This window comes from Phenylobacterium sp., assembly GCF_036963605.1.
Taxonomy (GTDB): Bacteria; Pseudomonadota; Alphaproteobacteria; order Caulobacterales; family Caulobacteraceae; genus Phenylobacterium.
Genome location: NZ_JBALUY010000070.1, coordinates 1 through 19,010 on the forward strand (window position 1 = coordinate 1; position 19,010 = coordinate 19,010).

General features: G+C 69.2%; 20 protein-coding genes and 1 tRNA gene. 11 read left to right on the top strand and 10 right to left on the bottom strand.

Going from position 1 to position 19,010, the window contains the following annotated elements; genetic code table 11:
• Together V7702_RS13080 and V7702_RS13085 are read left to right on the top strand one after the other, a co-directional pair.
• Positions 1–1,344, top strand: a 1,344-nt coding sequence (locus tag V7702_RS13080; protein ID WP_335650546.1) for a cobaltochelatase CobT-related protein, incomplete at its 5' end; no start/stop codon positions are given.
• Complete coding sequence (locus V7702_RS13085) at positions 1,341–2,309, top strand: esterase-like activity of phytase family protein (RefSeq protein ID WP_335650547.1); 969 nt, start codon at positions 1,341–1,343, stop codon at positions 2,307–2,309. The genes V7702_RS13080 and V7702_RS13085, both read left to right, overlap by 4 nt.
• Positions 2,310–2,379: 70 nt before the next feature.
• On the opposite strand, the gene rpmB is transcribed toward V7702_RS13085, so the two are convergent.
• Positions 2,380–2,679 (bottom strand): 50S ribosomal protein L28, encoded by a 300-nt coding sequence (gene rpmB, locus V7702_RS13090; RefSeq protein ID WP_300577723.1) that lies wholly within the window; start codon positions 2,677–2,679, stop codon positions 2,380–2,382.
• Positions 2,680–3,061: 382 nt separating this feature from the next.
• Here rpmB and V7702_RS13095 point away from each other — a divergent pair, with 382 nt between their 5' ends.
• The 4 genes from V7702_RS13095 to V7702_RS13110 are packed head-to-tail and all read left to right on the top strand — an operon-like array spanning position 3,062 to position 6,718.
• Entirely contained in the window at positions 3,062–3,697 is a 636-nt protein-coding gene (locus V7702_RS13095; protein WP_335650548.1) for a TetR/AcrR family transcriptional regulator, read from the top strand.
• On the top strand, positions 3,694–4,677 hold the full coding sequence (locus V7702_RS13100) for an HlyD family secretion protein (RefSeq protein WP_335650549.1): 984 nt from the start codon (positions 3,694–3,696) through the stop codon (positions 4,675–4,677). Before V7702_RS13095 ends, V7702_RS13100 begins: the two co-directional genes overlap by 4 nt.
• Positions 4,674–5,591, top strand: a complete 918-nt coding sequence (locus V7702_RS13105) for an ABC transporter ATP-binding protein (protein WP_335650550.1) — start codon at positions 4,674–4,676, stop codon at positions 5,589–5,591. Before V7702_RS13100 ends, V7702_RS13105 begins: the two co-directional genes overlap by 4 nt.
• The gene (locus V7702_RS13110) at positions 5,588–6,718 is read left to right on the top strand and encodes an ABC transporter permease (protein WP_335650551.1); all 1,131 of its coding nucleotides are present in this window, start codon (positions 5,588–5,590) and stop codon (positions 6,716–6,718) included. Before V7702_RS13105 ends, V7702_RS13110 begins: the two co-directional genes overlap by 4 nt.
• A 98-nt stretch (positions 6,719–6,816) precedes the next feature.
• On the opposite strand, the gene V7702_RS13115 is transcribed toward V7702_RS13110, so the two are convergent.
• The 5 genes from V7702_RS13115 to V7702_RS13135 all read right to left on the bottom strand — a co-directional run bounded on the left by V7702_RS13115 (position 6,817) and on the right by V7702_RS13135 (position 12,587).
• Complete coding sequence (locus V7702_RS13115) at positions 6,817–7,587, bottom strand: PP2C family protein-serine/threonine phosphatase (protein WP_335650552.1); 771 nt, start codon at positions 7,585–7,587, stop codon at positions 6,817–6,819.
• Positions 7,588–7,591: 4 nt separating this feature from the next.
• Positions 7,592–8,578, bottom strand: coding sequence for a type VI secretion system-associated FHA domain protein (locus V7702_RS13120; protein ID WP_335650553.1), 987 nt, complete (start codon positions 8,576–8,578; stop codon positions 7,592–7,594).
• 3 nt (positions 8,579–8,581) lie between these two features.
• Positions 8,582–10,348 carry a protein kinase domain-containing protein gene (locus V7702_RS13125; protein WP_335650554.1) on the bottom strand — a complete coding sequence of 589 codons (1,767 nt, stop codon included), beginning with the start codon at positions 10,346–10,348 and terminating at the stop codon, positions 8,582–8,584.
• A gap of 119 nt (positions 10,349–10,467) precedes the next feature.
• Positions 10,468–10,926 carry a hypothetical protein gene (locus tag V7702_RS13130; RefSeq protein WP_335650555.1) on the bottom strand — a complete coding sequence of 153 codons (459 nt, stop codon included), beginning with the start codon at positions 10,924–10,926 and terminating at the stop codon, positions 10,468–10,470.
• Positions 10,923–12,587 (bottom strand): putative bifunctional diguanylate cyclase/phosphodiesterase, encoded by a 1,665-nt coding sequence (locus V7702_RS13135; RefSeq protein ID WP_335650556.1) that lies wholly within the window; start codon positions 12,585–12,587, stop codon positions 10,923–10,925. Before V7702_RS13135 ends, V7702_RS13130 begins: the two co-directional genes overlap by 4 nt.
• A 153-nt stretch (positions 12,588–12,740) precedes the next feature.
• Here V7702_RS13135 and V7702_RS13140 point away from each other — a divergent pair, with 153 nt between their 5' ends.
• From V7702_RS13140 to V7702_RS13160, 5 genes are all read left to right on the top strand, one after another.
• Entirely contained in the window at positions 12,741–15,368 is a 2,628-nt protein-coding gene (locus tag V7702_RS13140; protein ID WP_335650557.1) for a helicase-related protein, read from the top strand.
• On the top strand, positions 15,365–15,664 hold the full coding sequence (locus V7702_RS13145) for an RNA-binding S4 domain-containing protein (protein ID WP_335650558.1): 300 nt from the start codon (positions 15,365–15,367) through the stop codon (positions 15,662–15,664). Before V7702_RS13140 ends, V7702_RS13145 begins: the two co-directional genes overlap by 4 nt.
• 122 nt (positions 15,665–15,786) lie before the next feature.
• Entirely contained in the window at positions 15,787–16,128 is a 342-nt protein-coding gene (fdxA, locus tag V7702_RS13150; RefSeq protein WP_335650559.1) for a ferredoxin FdxA, read from the top strand.
• 295 nt (positions 16,129–16,423) lie between these two features.
• The gene (locus V7702_RS13155) at positions 16,424–16,939 is read left to right on the top strand and encodes a CarD family transcriptional regulator (RefSeq protein WP_300577693.1); all 516 of its coding nucleotides are present in this window, start codon (positions 16,424–16,426) and stop codon (positions 16,937–16,939) included.
• Positions 16,940–17,052: 113 nt separating this feature from the next.
• A tRNA-Arg gene (locus V7702_RS13160) sits at positions 17,053–17,129 on the top strand.
• 98 nt (positions 17,130–17,227) lie between these two features.
• Here the strand turns inward: V7702_RS13160 and V7702_RS13165 are convergent.
• The 4 genes from V7702_RS13165 to V7702_RS13180 form a co-directional block, all read right to left on the bottom strand.
• Positions 17,228–17,494, bottom strand: coding sequence for a Txe/YoeB family addiction module toxin (locus V7702_RS13165; RefSeq protein ID WP_335650560.1), 267 nt, complete (start codon positions 17,492–17,494; stop codon positions 17,228–17,230).
• Positions 17,491–17,745, bottom strand: coding sequence for a type II toxin-antitoxin system Phd/YefM family antitoxin (locus V7702_RS13170; RefSeq protein ID WP_335650562.1), 255 nt, complete (start codon positions 17,743–17,745; stop codon positions 17,491–17,493). Before V7702_RS13170 ends, V7702_RS13165 begins: the two co-directional genes overlap by 4 nt.
• 125 nt (positions 17,746–17,870) lie before the next feature.
• Entirely contained in the window at positions 17,871–18,665 is a 795-nt protein-coding gene (locus V7702_RS13175; RefSeq protein ID WP_335650563.1) for a GNAT family N-acetyltransferase, read from the bottom strand.
• Positions 18,666–18,686: 21 nt separating this feature from the next.
• The coding region (locus tag V7702_RS13180; RefSeq protein WP_335650564.1) for a helicase C-terminal domain-containing protein at positions 18,687–19,010 on the bottom strand (324 nt) is incomplete at its 5' end.

Consider the following 19,010-nt stretch of genomic DNA (forward strand, 5'->3'; position numbering starts at 1 on the left):
CTGCGCGACCTGTCCATGGGTGATGACCTGTCGGACGCCCCCGAACAGCCTGACGAGGACGAGGAGGGCGGCGAGGAGGCCGATTCGGAGTCCAAGGAAGACCAGGAAGGCGGCGAGGGCGAGGAGCAGTCCCCGCAGCAGACCGCCATGGACGACAGCGAGTCCACCCATCGCGAAAGCGAGGAGACCGACAGCCAGATGATGTCGGCCGAGGACGACCCCGACGCCGAGGACACCGACGAACAGCCCGACATGGGCGAGGGCGAACAGCCCTCGCGCCCCGACCCGCGAGGCGAAGCCAAGACGCCGACCTACAAGGTCTTTTCCAGCGCCCACGACGAGATCGTGGCGGCGGAAGAGCTGTGCGATCCCGAAGAGCTCGGCCGTCTGCGGGCCTATCTGGACCAGCAGCTGGCCAGCCTGTCGAGCGTGGTGTCGCGCCTGGCCAACAAGCTGCAGCGCAAGCTGATGGCCCAGCAGAACCGTTCCTGGACCTTCGACCTGGAGGAGGGGATGCTCGACGTCGCCCGCCTGACCCGGGTGATCGTCGATCCCACCGCCCCCCTCTCCTTCAAGGAGGAGAAGGACACCGAGTTTCGCGACACGGTCGTCACCATCCTGATCGACAATTCCGGCTCCATGCGCGGCCGTCCGATCATGGTCGCCGCCGTCTGCGCCGACATCCTGGCCCGCACGCTCGAACGCTGCGGGGTCAAGACCGAGATTCTGGGCTTCACCACCCGGGCCTGGAAGGGCGGGACGAGCCGCGAGGACTGGCTGAAGGCCGGCAAGCCACCCCAGCCTGGCCGGTTGAACGACCTGCGCCACATCATCTACAAGGCCGCCGACGCCCCCTGGCGCCGCGCCCGGCGCAATCTCGGCCTGATGATGCGCGAGGGGCTGCTGAAGGAAAACATCGACGGCGAGGCCCTGATGTGGGCCCACCAGCGCCTGATGGGCCGGCCCGAGCAGCGCCGGATCCTGATGGTGATCTCCGACGGCGCGCCGGTGGACGATTCCACCCTGTCGGTGAATTCCGGCCACTATCTCGAACGCCACCTGCGCGAGGTGATCGAGGAGATCGAGACCAAGAGCCCGGTGCAGCTGATCGCCATCGGCATCGGCCACGACGTCACCCGCTACTACCGCCGGGCGGTGACCATCGTCGATGTGGAGCAGCTGGCCGGCGTGATCGTCGATCAGCTGGCCGAGCTGTTCGACGAAGAGATTCGCAAGTCCACGCGGGCCACCGCCAATCTGCTGCAGCCTCCGCCCAGCACGCAGGGACCCTCAGGTCCCGGCCGGGGGTCAACCTTCAAGGAAGTCCGGAGAGCCCTGGCATGAGCCGTCTGCCCCGTCTTGGCGCCCTGATCGCCCTGGCGGGGCTCGCCGCCTGCGCCCAGGCCCCGACCGCCCTGCCCGCCGCCCCCGTGGCCGCGGGATCGTCGATCGCGGTCCAGACCGTTCCCGTCCCGCTGAACGCCGAGGCGGCGGACCAGATCGCTATCGGCGACTTCGCCTATGCTGGCGGGCTCCAGCTCTCCTCGACCGAGACCTCTCGATTCCATGGCCTGTCGGATCTGGCCGTGGACGCCGATGGGCGCCTGACCGCCATCAGTGACGAGGGCGATCTGATCGAAGGCCGGCTGGTCTTTGAAGGTGATCGCCTGACGGGCCTTTCGGACGTCACCCTGCGCCCCTTGAGCGGCCTGGACGGCCAGCCCCTGCCCAACAAGGAGATGTCCGACGCCGAGGGGCTGGCGATGCTGGCCAATGGCGACAGGCTGGTGAGCTTTGAGCGGCAGGCGCGAGTCTGGCTCTATCCTGCCACCGGCGGCCCGCCGAGGCCTGCACCCGCGCCCGAGGCGGACTTCCCCCTCAATGGCGGCCTGGAAGCCCTGGCGCCCGATCCCGAGCGCGGCGCGGACGCCTATGTGGTCGGCGGCGAGGAGTCGGGCGAGACCTGGACCTGTCGCCTCACGGCGGCCTGCGTCCAGGGTCCGACCGTGGCCAAGGGCGCGGAGTTCGGCCTGGTGGCCATGCGGCGGCTGCCCGGCGACCAGAGCGCCTATCTGCTGCGCGCCTGGGATCCGCTGCGGGGCAGCCGCATCGTGCTGACCATCGCCGGGCCGGCCGGGGAGGTCGCGCGCATGGAGATGTCTAAGCCGCTGACCGTGGACAATTTCGAGGGCGTCGACTTCGTCCCTCGGCCGGGCGGGGCCTACCGGGTCTACATCCTGTCGGACGACAATTTCAGCGCCAGCCAGCGGACCCTGCTGCTGGCCTTCGACTGGCGCCCCGCCGACTGAGGCGCGGGCACGAAAAAAGCCGGCCCCGAGGGACCGGCCTTTTCATTGTCGTCGTCAGAGCGACCGCTGTTTAGGCGGCGGCCTTGGCTTCGGCGAGCTTGGCCTTCAGCTGACGCTTGATCTTCAGCGCGCGCGGCGAGAGTTGCTCGTCGCGGGCCTTGACCAGGAAGGTGTCCAGACCGCCCCGGAAATCGAGGGTCCGCAGGGCCGCATTGCTGATGCGCAGTCGGAAGGACTGGCCCAGCGCGTCGGACTGCAGGGTGGCCGGAGACAAGGCCGGCAGGAACCGACGCTTGGTCTTGATATTCGAGTGACTGACATTGTGCCCGACCATCGGACCAACGCCAGTGAGTTCGCAGCGGCGCGACATGGTGTTCAACCTTCGCGTGGAAACCAAAATGTGCGCGGAACGGGTCCGCACAAGAGAGCGGGCGATATAGGCGAAAGCCGACCGCCCCGTCAAGGCGAAGCGGTGGTTGTCTGCGCAACTCGCCCGATCCCACCGCCACCTGCGCCGTCCCAACGGATCACAGGCTCCGCAGTTGTGGGCGCAGCGCCTGGGAACTACAATATTTAGTAGGGAACAAAGGCTGAATCCGGCCCCGTCGCCGATTCGGTCCCGCTTTGTTTTGGCCGCGTTCCAGAGCCGCCGCGGAAACCCGCCTCTCCCTTCCTGGGCTGTTGTGAAGATTGACCCTATCGCTCATGGGCGTATAAGTAACTGACCAGTCAGTTACTTATTGGGAATAGCCTTGCCTCCTGGATCGCCGAAGTTCCGACGCCGCAAGGCCGAACGCCCCGACGAGATCGTCGCTGCAGCGCTGGAGATTTTTGCGGAGAAGGGGTTCGCGGCAGCCCGCCTGGACGACATCGCCGCCCGCGCGCAGGTGTCGAAGGGGGCCATCTATCTTTACTTCGCCACCAAGGAAGACATCTTCCGCGCCGTGGTCGAGCAGGCTGTGCTGCCCAATGTCGGCATGCTGCGCACCCTGCTGGCCAGCCATCCCGGCCCCTTCGACGATCTGGTCCGGCGTTTTTCCGCCCTCGCGCCTCAGTTGGCGGCCCGTCCCGAGATGGGCGGCGTGATCAAGATGATCATCGGCGAGGCGCGCAATTTTCCGGAATTGGCCAGGGTCTGGCATGACCAGGTGGTCGATCCGGCCCTCAGCGGCCTCACCACCGCCGTCGAAGCCGCCCAGGCCCGGGGCGAGGTCCGGCCTGGAGATGCCAGGCTCTACGCCCTCGGGCTTGTCGCGCCGCTGCTGGTGAGCGTCCTGTGGCGCGAGACCTTCACCCCGGTGGGGGCGGAGCCCTTCGACCTGGACGCCCTGGCGCGGCAGCACTTTGCGACCGCGATGCGGGGCATGCTTGAGCCGGCGCCGGGATGACCCGTCAACGCCTGATAGTCCTGGGCGCCCTCGGGCTTGCCGCTATCGCGCTGGCCGTCTGGCTGACGCCTGACCTTGGGCGTCCCCGGGTCCTGTCCGGCTATGTGGAGGGCGAGGCGCTCTATATGGCCGCCCCGGTCTCAGGGACTCTCGGCGCGCTCTCGGTACGTCGGGGCGACCGCGTCGAGGCCGGGGCCGCCCTCTTCGCCCTGGACCCCGCCCAGCCGGCGGCGGAGCTGGCCCAGGCGTCGGCGTCCGCCGCCGCCGCCGCCGCGCAGCTCTCCGACGCCCAGAAGGGCCAGCGGCCGGCGGAGCTGGCGGTTCTGGACGCCCATGTCGCCGCCGCCGAGACCCGGGCCCAGGAGGCCCAGGCCAGTCTGCGCCGCATCGCCGCCCTGGCCGAGCAGGGCGTCTATGCGCCGGCCCGGCTCGACGACGCCCGCGCGACGGCCGAGGCCGCCGAGGCGCAGGCGGCCGCGGCCCGCCGGCAGCGGGAAGCCGCCGCCATGGGGGGCCGCCAGGACCAGGTGCGGGCGGCCGGATTCCGCGTCAGCGAGGCCCAGGCTCAGGTAACCGCGGCCGCCGCCCGGCTGGGTGATCTGGCCCCACGGACGCCCGCCGCAGCCCGGGTCGAGGAGGTGTTCTATCAGCCCGGCGAATGGGTGCCGGCCAACCAGCCGGTCCTGGCCCTGCTGCCCGACCATCGGGTGAACCTCAGGTTCTTTGTGCCGCAGGCCGAGGTCGCCGCCTACCGGCCCGGCCGCAGCGTGGCCTTCGCCTGCGACGGCTGTCCGCCGGGCCTTAGCGCAACGATCACCTATGTGAGTCCCCGGCCGGAATTCACCCCGCCGGTGATCTACAGTCGCGACGCCCGCGACCGTCTGGTGTTCATGGTGGAAGCCCGCCCCTCGGTCCAGCTCAACCCAGGTCAGCCCGTAGATGTGACCCCCCTGGCCCCTGTAGCGGGAGCCCGGCCGTGACCCTGGCCATCGACGTCTTTGGGCTGAACAAGAGCTTCGGCGACAAGCATGTGGTGCAGGACTTCTCGATCCAGGTGGAGCGCGGCCGCATCTGCGGCTTCCTGGGTCCGAACGGCTCGGGCAAGACGACCACTCTGCGGATGCTGTGCGGCCTGCTCACCCCCGATTCCGGCCGTGGCGAATGCCTGGGCTTCGACATTCTGGCCAAGGCCGCCGAGATCAAGGCCCGCACCGGCTACATGACCCAGAAGTTCTCGCTCTATGAGGACCTGACCATCGCCGAGAATCTGCAGTTCACCGCCCGTGTCCATGGCCTCGATCGGCGGCGCGCCCGCGTAGAAGACGCCTTGCACCGCCTGGGACTGGCCGAGCGTCGCGGGCAGTTGGCCAGCGCCCTGTCAGGCGGCTGGAAGCAGCGCCTGGCCTTGGCCTCAGCCACCCTCCACGAGCCTGAGCTTCTGCTTCTCGACGAACCCACAGCCGGCGTGGATCCCCAGGCGAGGCGCAGTTTCTGGGATGAGATCCATGCCCTGTCGGCCCGCGGCCTCACCGTGCTGGTCTCGACCCACTACATGGACGAAGCCGAGCGCTGCCATGAGATCGCCTATATCAGCTACGGTCGGCTGATCGCCCGCGGCACGGCTGCCGAGGTGGTGGCCAGGGCCCAGATCGTCACCCTGCGGGGAGAGGGTCCAGGCGTCGATCGGCTGGGCGCGGAGATCGACGGCCGGCCCGGCGTCGACAGCGTCGCCCCCTTTGGCGCCGCCCTGCACGTCAGCGGCGTCGACCGCACGGCGCTGAATGCGGCCCTGGAGCCCTGGAAGCGGGCGCCTTTCCGCTGGACGGAGATGGATCCCACCCTGGAGGACGTCTTCATCAAGCTGATGAAGACCTCGCAGGACAACTTCCATTGACCCTGTCGGCCACGCGGGTCCTGGCTGTCCTGGCCAAGGAGTTCAAGCAGCTCACCCGCGATCGGCTGACCTACGCCATGATGCTGGCGATGCCGGTCATGCAATTGCTGCTGTTCGGCTACGCCATCAACAGCGAGCCCCGCCATCTGCCCACGGCCGTGCTGGCTCAGGAAGACTCCGTCTTCGCCCGGTCCATCCTGGCGAGCCTCGGCAACAGCGACTATTTCGACCTCGTCGCCCAGGCCCGGACGCCCGACGAACTGGACGGCTTGATCCGCCGGGGTGAGGTGATGTTCGCCATCACCATTCCGGGCGACTTCACCCGCCGGGTGATCCGAGGGGACACGGCTCAGATCCTGGTGGAGGTCGACGCCACCGACCCCACCGCCAGTGGGGCAGCGCTGGCGGCCCTGGCCGTCCTCCCCCGAGAGGCCCTGTCCCATGACCTCAGGGATGGGCCCAATCGGGGTTCGGGGGGCTCCGGCGACTTCGAGGTCGTCATTCACCGACGCTACAATCCGGAGTCGATCACCGCCTACAATATCGTGCCTGGCCTGCTGGGGGTCATCCTCTCCATGACGCTGGTCATGATGACCTCGCTCAGCGTCACCCGGGAGATCGAGCGCGGCACGATGGAAAGCCTGCTGGCCACGCCCGTGCAGCCCCTGGAGGTGATGGTGGGCAAGCTTGCGCCCTATGTGCTGGTGGGCGTCATCCAGACCCTGCTGATCCTGGTCCTGGCGGCGACCCTTTTCCAGGTGCCCATGGCCGGCGGCTGGATGGGCCTGGCCCTGGGGGTCGCTCTGTTCATCATCGGCTCCCTGGCGCTGGGCTTCCTGATCTCCACCGTCGCGCGGTCACAGCTCCAGGCCATGCAGATGAGCATGTTCTACATCCTCCCCTCCATCCTGCTGTCAGGCTTCATGTTCCCCTTTGCGGGCATGCCGGCCTGGGCGCAGGCGATCGGGCAGGTCATCCCGGTCACCCACTTCCTCCGCATTGTCCGCGGCGCCCTGCTCAAGGGCCAGGGCCTGCAAGACATGTGGTCTGCGCTTGTCCCCCTGGCCGCCTTCGTCCTGGGGGTCACCGCCCTCGCCATGGTCCGCTATCGCCGGACCCTGGATTAGTTAGGGCTTCCCAGCCGAGCGCTGAAGCATGGCGGAAGGCCCCTCCCATCGAACCGCCGCGCCATCGCTGCGGACCGCCCCGCAAGACCGGCGTCCGGTCAGTCCTGCGCCAAGGCCACCTTGTCGGCCGCCTCGGCGGCGACCAGCACAAAGCTGACATTGTCCGGCGCGCCCCGCTCAAGCGCCGCGGCCAGAAGGGTCTCGGCGGCGGCGTCGAGGTCGGCGCGACCCATGAACCCCGCCAGTTCCTCATCTTCGACACAGGCGGTCAGGCCGTCGGAGCAGAGCAGGAAGACATCGCCAGGCCGGATCGGGGCGAACCGGCGTTCCAGGTCGATCTCGGCGGCGGCGCCCACGGCCCGGGTGATGATGTGGGCCTCGGGATGGCGGCGGCGCTCGGCTGCGGAGATCCGGCCATCGTCGATGAGGCTCTGGACCAGACTGTGGTCGCGGGTGATCGGGGCGACCGCGCCATCCCTCAGCAGATAGGCGCGACTGTCCCCAGCCCAGACGCAGGCGAAGTGGCGCTCATGGGCCAGCAGGGCCACCACGGTGGCGCCGCTGGGCGACGCCCCTGGGCCGTCAGCCGACTGAGCGAACAGCTCGGCGTTGACCTCGGACACGGCCCGTACGAGGTCGTTCAGGCGGCCGAAGCCGGATTCCGAGGCGTCCAGGGCGCTGAGCGCCTCGACCACTCGGGCGGCGGCCACGTCCCCCGACCGATGCCCACCCATCCCGTCGGCCACCGCCCACAGGCCGTCGCCAGGATGGTCCAGCAGACGATCCTCATTGAGCACCCGCCGGAGGCCGGCATGGGTCCGTGCGGCCGAACGAAATCGGAGCCGGCCGAGGTCGCGAGCGGGGCTCATGGCCTCAGGCGTCCGTCTTGCCGGCGGCTTGACGATAGGCCTCGACAAAGGCGTGGCGCAGGGGCCCGCCCGTCGGGTCCTCGGCCGCGGCCAGGGCGGCGTGTCGCTGATTGTGGATCTCCCAACGCAGGGCCTGCTGACTCTTCAACAGGCTCCCCTGGCGGCGGGCCTCGGCGTCGATGCCCTCGGGCGACAGGGTCTGGACCGCCAGATTTGCCGCCGCATTGGCGCCCTGGGCCATGGCGGCCATGTGGCGGCCCAGGTCCTCGAACGAGGCGCGCACCGCCTCCGAATCCGCCAGGAAGCCGGCGGGCGCCCCGCACAGCAGATCCTGGGCAAGCCGGCGGGTCGGCGTCCATTTGAACGGATTATTGGCCTGGGCGCCCAGGGTCGTGCGGTCGAGTTGCGCCTCGCTCTTCACCCGGGCGCGGTCGGCCATCAGGGTGGCCAGCCCCAGCACCGTCTGCTGATAGATGGCCCCGATGCGGGTCATCAGCTCGTGCGGCTCCTGGCCCGAAAGCGCCGAGGCGTCGAGGCCGGCGCCCTCGCAGAAGGCTTCGATCAACGAGCCGTCGCGGTGCGGCCGGGGCGCGGGCTGGGCGTCGGACCAGTCGCGGGGCACAGGGGTGGGCGCAAGATCGAGGCCGCCGTGCAGAGTGGTCGCATCGCCGGACCCCCCCTGCGGCTGGTCGACCAGGATGCTGAGATCCCCCAGCCGGATGCTCTGGCGAGGGCGAAGCTCGACCGGCTCGCGGGCCGGCGCCCGGATTCCACCCTCCAGGAAGGTGCCGTTGGTGCTGCTGTCTGTAAGGAACAGGCGGCCGTCCTCGACCGAAAGGGTGCAGTGGATGCGCGACAGCACGCCCTGCGGGTCCGTCAGCGGCCAATCCGCGGCGGGATCACGCCCCATCGTGGTCTGGCCCTCGGCGATCAGACGAGCCTCGATCTGCTCGAACGGCCGGTCGTGGTGAAAGAGGCGGCAGATGAACATGGCTTAGCCGCTCGCCCGCCAGCTGGGATCGAAGGGCGTGTCCTGGGCCTCTGCGGCCGGGCGGACCGCCGGCTCGCGCGCGGGCGCGGGCGCAGGCATGATCTGGGTGGCGTCCACCGCCTGCGGGCGCCCCGTCGGGCGTTCGGCCGCCAGCAGCCGTTCCTGCAGGGCCGTCGCCAGGCGGTTGAAGCCGTCGAACAGCTCGCCGAACTCGTCCCGGCGGCGGTGGGAGATGCGGAAGTCCAGGTCGCCCATGGCCGCGTCGCGGAGACCCTGCTTGAGTCGGCGGAGCGGCAGGGTCATCAGGCGGGCCATGGTGAAGCTGATCCCGGCCACCACCGCCAGGATGACGGCGGCCAGACCGACCATCAGGTTGCGCGAGGTCGCCGCAGCCGCTTCGAGCTCGGCCTTGCTGATGCTGACCTCGATCAGGCCGAAGGGCTGGTCGGCATAGAGGATCGGATGGACGAAGCGGAAGCCCGGCTGGTCGGCGGCCAGTTCGATGTCCGTGACCACTACGTCGCGGCCCTTATGGACGACGCTTTCGCCGACCGGCGCCTCATAGCGTCGCCCCAGCAGGGACGGGTCGCTGGCGCCGCGGATATAGCCCTCGGCGTCCACCATGGTCATCCAGCGGACCGACTGGTCCTTGGCCGCCGCAGCGATGAAGGCCTGGATCGGCGTCCAGTCGCGCTCGGCCGGCGGGGCGGCGGAATTCTCCACCGCCGGCAGGGCGGCGTTGCTGGCGACGAAGGCCGCGATGGACGAGCCCGAGGCCAGGGCGATCTGCTCCATGGCGCGATACTGGCGGTCGAGGACGGCGTTGATGCTGAAGACCAGGGCGATGGCGGTCACCGCCACCATGGCCAGGGTCAGGCGAACCTGCAGCGGCAGGTAGCGGCCCCGAGCCGCATCGTCGGCGTTGACCGCCTCATGGGCCTTGATCTCCCGTTCGACGGCGCGCTTGAGGTCGGCGCCGTCCACGAAGCGGCGCTCCGGCCGCTTGGCCAGCAGCTTTTCGATGATGAAACGCAGGCCCCCCGCGCAGCCCGGCGCCAGGTCGGTGATCAGGGGCGGATTCTGCTGGGTGATCTGCAGGGCCAGGGTGGCGGCGCTGGAGCCTGAGAAGGCCGCCTTGCCGGTCACCAGTTCATAGAGCACCACGCCCACGGAGAAGAGGTCCGAACGCCCGTCGACCACCTGGCCCAGGGCCTGCTCGGGGCTCATATAGCGCGGCGTGCCCAGCACCTGACCGATCTGGGTCTTCAGGTGCTCCCGGTCGGTCTCGTCACGACTGGCCTCGGCCACCCGGGCGATGCCGAAGTCGAGAATCTTGATCGAGCGGCCGTCGGCGGCCAGCATGATGTTCGAGGGCTTGATGTCCCGGTGCACCACGCCCGACAGGTGAGCGTAGCTCAGGGCGCCGGCCAGTTGCCCGGCGATGGCCAGGACCCGCTCGTCGTCCAGCGGCCCTTCGCGGGCGAGCACGACATCGAGAGGGTCGCCGTCCAGCAGTTCCATGGCGATGTAGGGATAGCCGTCGACCTCGCCCACATCATAGATGGTGACGATGGACGGATGGGCCAGGGCGCCTGCCGCCTTGGCCTCGCGCAGGAAGCGGGCGGCGTATTCCGGGATGCGGCGAAACTCCGGCTTCAGGATCTTGATGGCCAGGACGCGGTCGATACCGGGATCGTGGGCGCGCCAGACCTCGGCCATGGCGCCCTCGCCGATCCGCTCCACCAGTTCATAACGACCGACCAGAGTCATCACCCGATTCCCACTCATCCCGTCGCCATCCTGGCGTTGCTTCGCCGCCGAGGCGGCTTAACTTCGCATCAGACCTAACGTCGTCAGGTTAAGATGAGGTTGGGCGCGGGGAGCTTAAGTCACCGTCGGTTGCTTACAGCGCTCTGAATCCGCACCGCGCGCTGCAGATCTCGGGCGATCAGGGCGTTGTCCGGGTCCAGTTGCTGGGCCTGGCGAAGCAGACTGACAGCCTTCTGGACTTCGCCACGGTTAAGCTCCACCAGACCTTGCGCGCGCAACTGGCCGGCACGCGCCTTATCCACTGAGGGCTTGGCGGGCGCCGGCGCCGGAGCTGGCGCGGCGGGGGTCGGCGCGGCGCGGCGGGGCGCCTGGGCCGGCGCGGCGGCTTCCGGCGGCGACGCCGGTTGCGCCCCGGTCGGGTTGGGGATCGGCTTCATCTCGCCCCAGGCGCGACCCGCGGGTTGAGGCGCGCTCGTCGCAGGCTCGGTGGGCGCGGTGGCGCAGCCGGCCAGGGCCGCGGACAGGATGGCGGCGACCGCCAGGGTCCGACCAGGACGACGAAGGGGAAGCGCGGTCATAGGGTCAGCTCTTCGGCAGGACGTTTTTGGATGTGAAGATTGGGCGGGCGCTGGGCGGCGACATTCAGCCGGTCTCGCCAGCCATGGTCCGCCGCCAGGGTGAGAAAGTCCTCGCCGCTCAGGGGCTTTGAGAAGTGGTAGCCCTGGAAGACATGGCAGCCCAGTCCGCGCAGACAGGCGACCTCGGCCTCGGTCTCGACTCCCTCGGCCAGCACCAGCAGGTCGAGGCCACGGCCCAGCTCGATCAGGGCGCGGCAGATGGCGCGGCTGTCGCGGCGCTGGTCGATCTGAGCGACGAACTCCCGGTCGATCTTGAGTTTGTCGAAGGGCAGGTTCTTCAGATAGCTCAGGCTGGAATAGCCGCTGCCAAAGTCGTCCACCGCCAGACTGATCCCCATGGCGCGCAACTCGCCGAACAGGCGGTGGGTGCGTTCGGCATCGGCCATGGTCGCCGTCTCGGTCAGCTCCAGCTCCAGGGCCTCGGCGCCCAGGCCGTGGCGGGCCAGCGTGCGCTCGATCTTGGTCTTCAGGCCGGGATCGAGAAGCTGGCGGGCCGAGAGATTGACCGCTACCCGCATTCCACAGGCGCCCTCGTCGGCCCAGCGGCGCGCCTCACGGCAGGCGGTGTTCAAGACCCACAGGCCATAGCGTTCGCTCAGTCCCAGGGCCTCCACCACGGGGATGAACCGCGCCGGCGACACGGGACCGAGGATCGGATGGTCCCACCGCAACAGGGCTTCGGCGCCCATCATCCGTCCGGCGGCCAGATCGACCACCGGCTGGAAGACCATGGTCAGCTGGTCCTCGGCGATAGCCTGGGCGAGGTCCTGCTCCAGCATGAACTGCTCACGGGCCGTCTCCACCGGCTGCGGGGCCAGCAGACGGATCTCGCCGCCCTCGCCCCCTTCGGGGCGCGACAGAGCCGCAGTGGCGCGAAGCAGCAGCGCCAGACCGTCCTGCCCCTCCCCGGGGAAGGAGACTGCGCTGATCTCGATGGTCGGGGTCAGCCGGCTCCCGTCGATGTCCAATTCGTGCCCCGCCACATAGGCGATGGCCTGAAACTCCGCGCGGGCGGCCTCCAACTCGGCGGCGCCGAACCAGATGGCGAAACAGTCGCGATCCACCTGGGCGACCATGCGGCCGTTCTGGGTGACTGAGACCAGGCGGCGGGCGAACTGCTCGAGCGCGCCATTGGCCAGGGCATGGTCGAAGCCGGCCAGACGGTCGAAGTCCACGAAGCGGATGGCGCCCATCAGGCGGGGCGGGGCGCCGGCCGCGATCTCGGCGGCGATGGTCTCGCAAAGCGGCTCGCGGGTCGGCAGGCCGGTGACCGGGTGAGCATAGGTCGTGCGGTGGTCCAGGGCCTCGAGCCGCGCCGCAGCGATGGCGATGACCTCGCTCAGGCTTCCGGCCCGCTGGCCAAACACCCGCCCGGCCAGTCGCGCCAGGGCGATCTGCTCGCCCAGGAGGACGCCCAGCAGGGCCAGGGCCGCGGTGATCATGGCGACGCCGGCGAAGGACCCCCGTGCGACAAGCCACCCGCCAAGGGCGCAGCCGGCCGCCACGGCGGGGAGGCGGGCGGCGCGCAGCAGACCGCCCAGGCCAACCGCCACAGGCGTCCTGGCGCGCGCAAATCCCGCGATCGGCTCGACCCTCAACATGAGGCTGAGCCTAACAAACGGAAGTTAATCGACTTCTTCCGACAGGTGGTTCCTCAACGCCTGGATGAGCGGCCTCGGCGTCTGAACTCGGCCGCGCCAAATGGCCCGCGCTGCCGCTTGCCGAGGACCGATTCGAGCCCCACCTTCCAAGTCATGAGTGACCGTCCCTCGGGCGCGGCGCCGTCCCGCCTGGTGGCGGTGCTGGGGCCGACCAACACCGGCAAGACCCACCTGGCCGTCGAGCGCATGCTGGGCCACGCGTCGGGCATGATCGGCCTGCCGCTGCGGCTGCTGGCGCGGGAGATTTATGACCGCATCGTCAAGCTGCGCGGCGCGCGCTCCGTCGCCCTGATCACCGGCGAGGAAAAGATTGTCCCGCCGCGCGCGGTCTATTTCGTCTGCACCGTCGAGGCCATGCCCCTGTCCCGCGAGGTGGAGTTCCTGGCGGTCGACGAGATCCAGCTCTGCGCCGATCCCGAGCGCGGCCACGTCTTCACCCACAGGCTGCTGCACGCCCGGGGCAAGTACGAGACGATGCTGCTGGGCGCCTCGACCATGGCCCCCCTGGTCCGCCGCATGCTGCCCGACGCCGAGATCGTCAGCCGCGAGCGGTTCTCCAACCTGACCTATGCCGGCTCCAAGAAGCTGACCCGCCTGCCCCGGCGCAGCGCCATCGTCGCCTTCTCCGCCGACCAGGTCTACGCCATCGCCGAGCTGATCCGTCGCCAGCGGGGCGGGGCGGCCGTGGTCATGGGCTCGCTCAGCCCCCGGACCCGCAACGCCCAGGTGGCGCTTTACCAGTCGGGCGAGGTGGACTTCCTGGTGGCCACCGACGCCATCGGCATGGGCCTGAACATGGATGTCGACCATGTGGCCTTTGCGGGCCTGCGCAAGTTCGACGGGCGACGCAACCGCTGGCTGACCCCGCAGGAGATCGGCCAGATCGCCGGCCGCGCCGGCCGCTTTCGCACCGACGGGACGTTCGGCGTCACCGGCGATTGCGAGGAGATGGACGAGGACCTGGTCGAGGCGGTCGAGAATCACCAGTTCGAGGCCGTCACCGGGGCCGAATGGCGCAACGCCCGCCTGGACTTCGACTCCCTGCCCGACCTGCTGCGCTCGCTGGCCCGCACCCCGGACCGCTCGGGCCTGCGGCTGGCCCAGGAGGCGCTGGACGAGATCACCCTGCGCAAGCTGGCCGGCGATCCCGATGTGGTCGCCCGGGTCCGCGACCGAGCGGCGCTGTTCAAGTTGTGGGACGTCTGCCAGACGCCCGACTTCCGCAAGGTCTCGGCCGAGGAGCATGTGCGCCTTATCCGCGACCTGTTCGACAACCTGACCACCGGACGCCGACGCATCCCCGACGACTGGATCGCCCGCCAGCACAAGCAGCTGGACCGGCCCGAGGGCGAGATCGATGCGCTGGCCCAGCGGCTGTCGTCGGTGCGGACGCTGTCCTATGTCGCCCATCGCCCCGACTGGCTGGTCGATCCCACCGGCTGGCAGGGCAAGCTGCGCCAGCTGGAGGACCGGCTGTCGGACACCCTGCACGAGCGGCTGATGGCGAGGTTCGTGGACCGCCGCACCAGCGCGCTCATGCGCGGCTTGAGGGTCCGTCACGAAATGCTGGCCGGGGTGGGCGGCGACGGCGCCGTGACCGTGGAGGGCCAGTATGTGGGCCGGCTGCAGGGCGTCAGCTTCGAGGCCGACCAGGGTGCCTCGGTCCTGGAGACCAAGGCCCTGCGCGCCGCCGCCGTCGCCGCGGTGGGGCCGGAGATCGCGCGGCGGCTCGGCAAGCTGGCGGCCGAGGGCGACGAGGCCTTTGCGCTCAATCCTGACGGGGTGGTTCTGTGGCGCGGCGAGGCGGTGGGCGCGCTGTCCGGCGGCCGGCCCTTTTCGCCCCGCGTGCGGCTGTTCGGCGAACTGGGCGAGGCCGCGGCCCGGGAGCGGGCCCAGCGGCGGCTGGAGGCCTTCCTGGCCGCCGAGGCCGGCCGCCGGCTTGCGCCCCTGCGCAAGCTGGACACCGCGGTGGCCGAGGGCCGCATCAAGGGCCTGCCGCGGGGCATCGCCTATCGCCTGCTGGAGCAGGGCGGCGTGCTCGACCGCGCCCACGTCCGCGAGGAGGTCGCCGCCCTGAGCCAAGTGGAACGCCGAGCCTTGAAGACGCTCGGCGTGCGGATCGGCGCCTTCAGCCTGTTCATGCCGGGCCTCCTGCGCCCCGACGCCCTGGCCTTCGCCCAGGCGTTTGCGGCCGAGGCCGGCTGGCGGCCGGCCATGGCGGGGCTCTCCGAGCTGCCCGCCGATATCCCGGCCCCCTGGCGCCTGGCCGCCCACGGTCATCGGGCCGTGGCCGGGTTCTCGGTTCCCGTGGCTGGGCTTGAGGATCTGGATGAGCGCCTGCGCGCCGCCCCGCGGGAGGGCGGCGGCGTGCGCCTGCCTGAAGACCTATGGGAGGCGCTGGGCTGGAGCGCTGCGGACGGCGAGGCCATCCTGCGGGCCCTGGACTACGCGCCGGCCGGACCGGCCAAGACCGGCGAGGCCCGCCCCTGGCGGCGACGCAAGCTGGAGGCCAAGCCCCAGAAGACCCCTTCGATCCCGTCCAATTCCCCGTTCGCCGCCCTGGCGGCCTTGAAGACCGCCCCACCGGCGCCCGCGCCCAAGGCGCAGAGATTCAAGGGCGCGCGCCCCGCCGCGGCTGCAGCCCCGGCCCCAGGTGCGGAGCCGACGCGGCGCAAGCCCCGCAGGCGGCGCCGCAGGTCTCAGGCCGGGGGCGCGGCGTGAAGCCCGAAGCGCCCGAGTCCCCTGACACCTGCCGCATCGACGTCTGGCTCTGGCGGGCGCGGTTCTTCAAGACCCGAACCCTGGCGGCGGCCTTTGTGGAGGGCAAGCGGGTGCGCCTGACGCGGTCGGGCCAGGAGAGCCGCCTGGACAAGCCCTCGCGCAATGTTCGGCCTGGCGATCAGCTGGTCTTCGCCATCGGCGGGCGGGTCACCGCGGTGACCGTCGAGGCCATGGGCGAACGGCGCGGCCCGCCGGCCGAGGCCCGCACCCTCTATTCACCCTTGCAGATATACTGAGCAGCATCACGTGCGCAGACGCGCTATGGCCTCAGGTTGACAAGGCGCCCCAGCGCCGTGAAAAACCCGCGCCTCTAACACCCCCGCGTCCCCCTTTGGCCGCGACCGGAGCTATTGTCCCGATGACCTATATCGTCATGGATCCCTGCATCAAATGTAAGTTCATGGACTGCGTGGAGGTGTGTCCGGTGGACTGCTTCTATGAAGGCGAGAACTTCCTGGCCATCAATCCGGACGAGTGCATCGACTGCGGGGTCTGTGAGCCGGAGTGCCCGGTGGACGCCATCAAGCCTGACACCGAGGATGATCCGGACGGCAAGTGGCTGAAGCTGAATTCGGAATATTCGCGGGTCTGGCCGAACATCACGGTCAAGGGCGACCCCCCCGCCGACGCTGAAGCTTTCGAGCGCGAAACCGGCAAACTGGAGAAGTACTTCAGCGAGAAGCCTGGCCGCGGCTCCTGACCCGAGGCGGCGCCTGACCCTGCAGGTTCGGCGCCAAGCCTTTCTTTCGGCTCGATTTTATGGTATCGTCATACTCGACGTGGAGGTAAGCGGCTGTCGCTTGCCCCGTCGATGAACAGAAGAGCCGTCGCCGGCCGATAACGCCCGCCCAGGGCGAGGGTGTCTAAAGAGGTCTACTCCGTTCCCAGGATCGCCGTCCTTCGCGCACCCGCCGCGTTGTGGATCGGTTCGTCCCTGTGAGCGGCGTTTTCCTGACTCCGGATCGGCATCGCGGCGCATTTTGAAGGGTCTCGCAATGAGCAAGAACGGTCTGGACTTCCAGGTTGGCGATCATGTCGTCTATCCGGCGCACGGCGTCGGCCAGGTGCAGGCGATCGAGACCCAGGACGTCGCCGGTCTTTCGCTTGAAGTCTATGTGATCACCTTCGACCACGAGAAGATGACCCTGCGCGTGCCCACCGGCAAGGCGCGCAGCTCGGGCCTCCGCTCCCTGGCCGAAGGCGACGTGGTCAGCCAGGCGCTGAACACCCTGAAGGGCCGCGCCCGCGTCAAGCGCACCATGTGGAGCCGCCGCGCCCAGGAATACGAAGCCAAGATCAATTCCGGCGACCTGATCTCCATCGCCGAGGTGGTCCGCGACCTGCACCGCGCCGAGAACCAGCCGGAACAGTCCTATTCCGAGCGTCAGCTCTATGAATCGGCGCTCGACCGCATGGCCCGGGAAGTGGCCGCCATCGAGCAGATCGACCGCGACGCCGCCATCGTCATGCTGAACAAGTCGCTGCTTGTGAAGGCCTCGGCCGCCGCCTGAGCCTGCGCGCTCCAGACGATCAAGACGCCCGGCCTAAGCGCCGGGCGTTTTTCGTTGGCCTCAAGGGGGCTTGGCGCCGCCCCCCGCCCCATGGCATCGCTCCAGCCCAAGCCGGCCCGGTAGCTCAGCAGGACAGAGCAGCGGTTTCCTAAACCGAAGGTCAGGGGTTCGAGTCCCTTCCGGGCCGCCAGCGCAAAGCCTTGTAGCGTAAGGGTTTACGAGCACGTAACTGCAGCAAGGGCCACAGGCGAGCCCGAGCGTTAAATCAGTCGCAGACAAGCCTCGACATCAGTAATGATAACGACATTGCGCGATTTCGAGCTGCTGGGCGACGCCTGCGCCGCTGACCCTGTAGACGAGACGATCTTCCAGAGTGATCCGACGGGACCACCATCCCTTGAGTTCGCCGCGAAGGGGTTCTGGCTTGCCCGTGCCTTGGAACGGCGTTCGCATGCATTCTTTGGTGAGGCCGTTCAGTCGCACCAGAACATTGGCGTCGGTCTTCTGCCAGTGGAGATAGTCGTCCCACGCCTGGTCGGCGAAGACCAGCCTCACGGCTCGATGAGCTGCCGCTCTGAACCGGCGCCTGCATCGAGCTGGGCGATCGCCTCGGTGAGACGCTGAGCATTGGCCGACCGGGAGACCAGATGCAGTGTCTCCTCCATGGCGTTCCAGTCGGCCAGCGACACCATCACCACCGCCTCGCCGCGCGTGCGGGTCACCACGATGGGCGCACGATCATCCACGACCTTGTCCATCACCTTCTTCAGGTTCGCGCGGGTGTCGGAATAGCTGATGACATCCATCTTAAGGGTCTCCTCCCAGCCAATATGTACCAAAGATCGTACAATACAAGCGCTGTGGGTGTGAGCTGGGTCGCCTGAATCTCTTCCGTCTCGCGTCGGCGCCAGAGCAGTCGTCGGAATTGCTCCTAACGCATATCTGGCGCCCCAGAGGCGACCACCGGACCCGCCCGATCCAGCACCCACGCCGGCAGGCCGGCGACCAGGTCAAAGCCGAGGCTCGCATAGAGCGGCCGGCCGGCTTCGGTGGCGCCCAGGTGGAAGCGCGCCACGCCGCGGCGCCGGTAGTCATCGATCACGTGAGTGAGCAGGGCGCGTCCCATGCCCTGGCCCTGTCGCTCAGGCGGCGGGGCCATGAGCGTGACGCCGGCCGTATCGCCCGTCAGGGTCAGCGAGACGGTGCAGACCGGGCTGTCTTCGTCCCAGGCGACATAGGTCTCCACGCCTGAGGTCGGGGTGATGCTGACCTCGATACACCGGGCGATGACGTCGCGGGGCTCATCGAAGGCGGCGGCGATCAGGTCGCCCGCGACACCGACCAGCTCCGGGCCAAGCGCGCGAACAACCTTGATCGTACGGGTCGGTTGAACCGCGACGTCAGGGCGAAGCACCATGAGTGGGGCCGCGCCGACGCCGGAGAGGCCAAGCTGCGTCGCGAGCGGCGTCAGGGCCTCCGCGACCGCGGGCGTCATGAGCGCCACGAGCGGCCGATCTCGTTCCCTCGCCCGCGCTCCGGACCGAACGAGGAAGCCGGCGACATCGGCGTCGGCCCCCAGGATCAGGCGATTATGATCGGCAGAGATTTCATCGGTCAGGGCCAGGATGCAGCGCCGGGTCATGTGGAGTTCTGCGCCGGGCGCTGAGCACATCTGCATGGAGAGCGCGCGCACGCAGAGTTCAATCAACTCGTCGGTCTCGTTCACCCGAGGTCTCCCCGCGCGTCCTCACGCCTCGTCAGAGCTTCCAGGCGCGTCGGTTTTCAGGAAGGCCGCCGTCGCCTCGATGGCCTCCACCAGGCCCATCCGCTGGATCTCGACGCCGGGGGGCAGGCTGGAGAACAGGCGGGTCGGCGCCGCGGCGTCCAGCATGACGAAGACCCCCCTGTCGTCGGCGCGGCGGATCAGGCGGCCAAAGGCCTGGGCGATGCGGCCGCGTGCGATGGAGTCGTCGTAGCCCTTGCCGCCGAAGCGAACCCGGCGGGCCTTGTGCAGGATGTCGGGTCTCGGCCACGGCACCCGGTCGAAGACCAGCAGGCGCAGGGACCGGCC

Coding starts and splice junctions, on each gene's coding strand:
- V7702_RS13135 (WP_335650556.1), bottom strand. CDS start 12,587: ATGTTGAGGGTCGAGCCGATCGCGGGATTTGCGCGCGCCAGGACGCCT.
- V7702_RS13115 (WP_335650552.1), bottom strand. CDS start 7,587: ATGAGCCCCGCTCGCGACCTCGGCCGGCTCCGATTTCGTTCGGCCGCA.
- fdxA (WP_335650559.1), top strand. CDS start 15,787: ATGACCTATATCGTCATGGATCCCTGCATCAAATGTAAGTTCATGGAC.
- rpmB (WP_300577723.1), bottom strand. CDS start 2,679: ATGTCGCGCCGCTGCGAACTCACTGGCGTTGGTCCGATGGTCGGGCAC.
- V7702_RS13130 (WP_335650555.1), bottom strand. CDS start 10,926: ATGACCGCGCTTCCCCTTCGTCGTCCTGGTCGGACCCTGGCGGTCGCC.
- V7702_RS13155 (WP_300577693.1), top strand. CDS start 16,424: ATGAGCAAGAACGGTCTGGACTTCCAGGTTGGCGATCATGTCGTCTAT.
- V7702_RS13120 (WP_335650553.1), bottom strand. CDS start 8,578: ATGTTCATCTGCCGCCTCTTTCACCACGACCGGCCGTTCGAGCAGATC.
- V7702_RS13085 (WP_335650547.1), top strand. CDS start 1,341: ATGAGCCGTCTGCCCCGTCTTGGCGCCCTGATCGCCCTGGCGGGGCTC.
- V7702_RS13170 (WP_335650562.1), bottom strand. CDS start 17,745: ATGGATGTCATCAGCTATTCCGACACCCGCGCGAACCTGAAGAAGGTG.
- V7702_RS13100 (WP_335650549.1), top strand. CDS start 3,694: ATGACCCGTCAACGCCTGATAGTCCTGGGCGCCCTCGGGCTTGCCGCT.
- V7702_RS13140 (WP_335650557.1), top strand. CDS start 12,741: ATGAGTGACCGTCCCTCGGGCGCGGCGCCGTCCCGCCTGGTGGCGGTG.
- V7702_RS13125 (WP_335650554.1), bottom strand. CDS start 10,348: ATGACTCTGGTCGGTCGTTATGAACTGGTGGAGCGGATCGGCGAGGGC.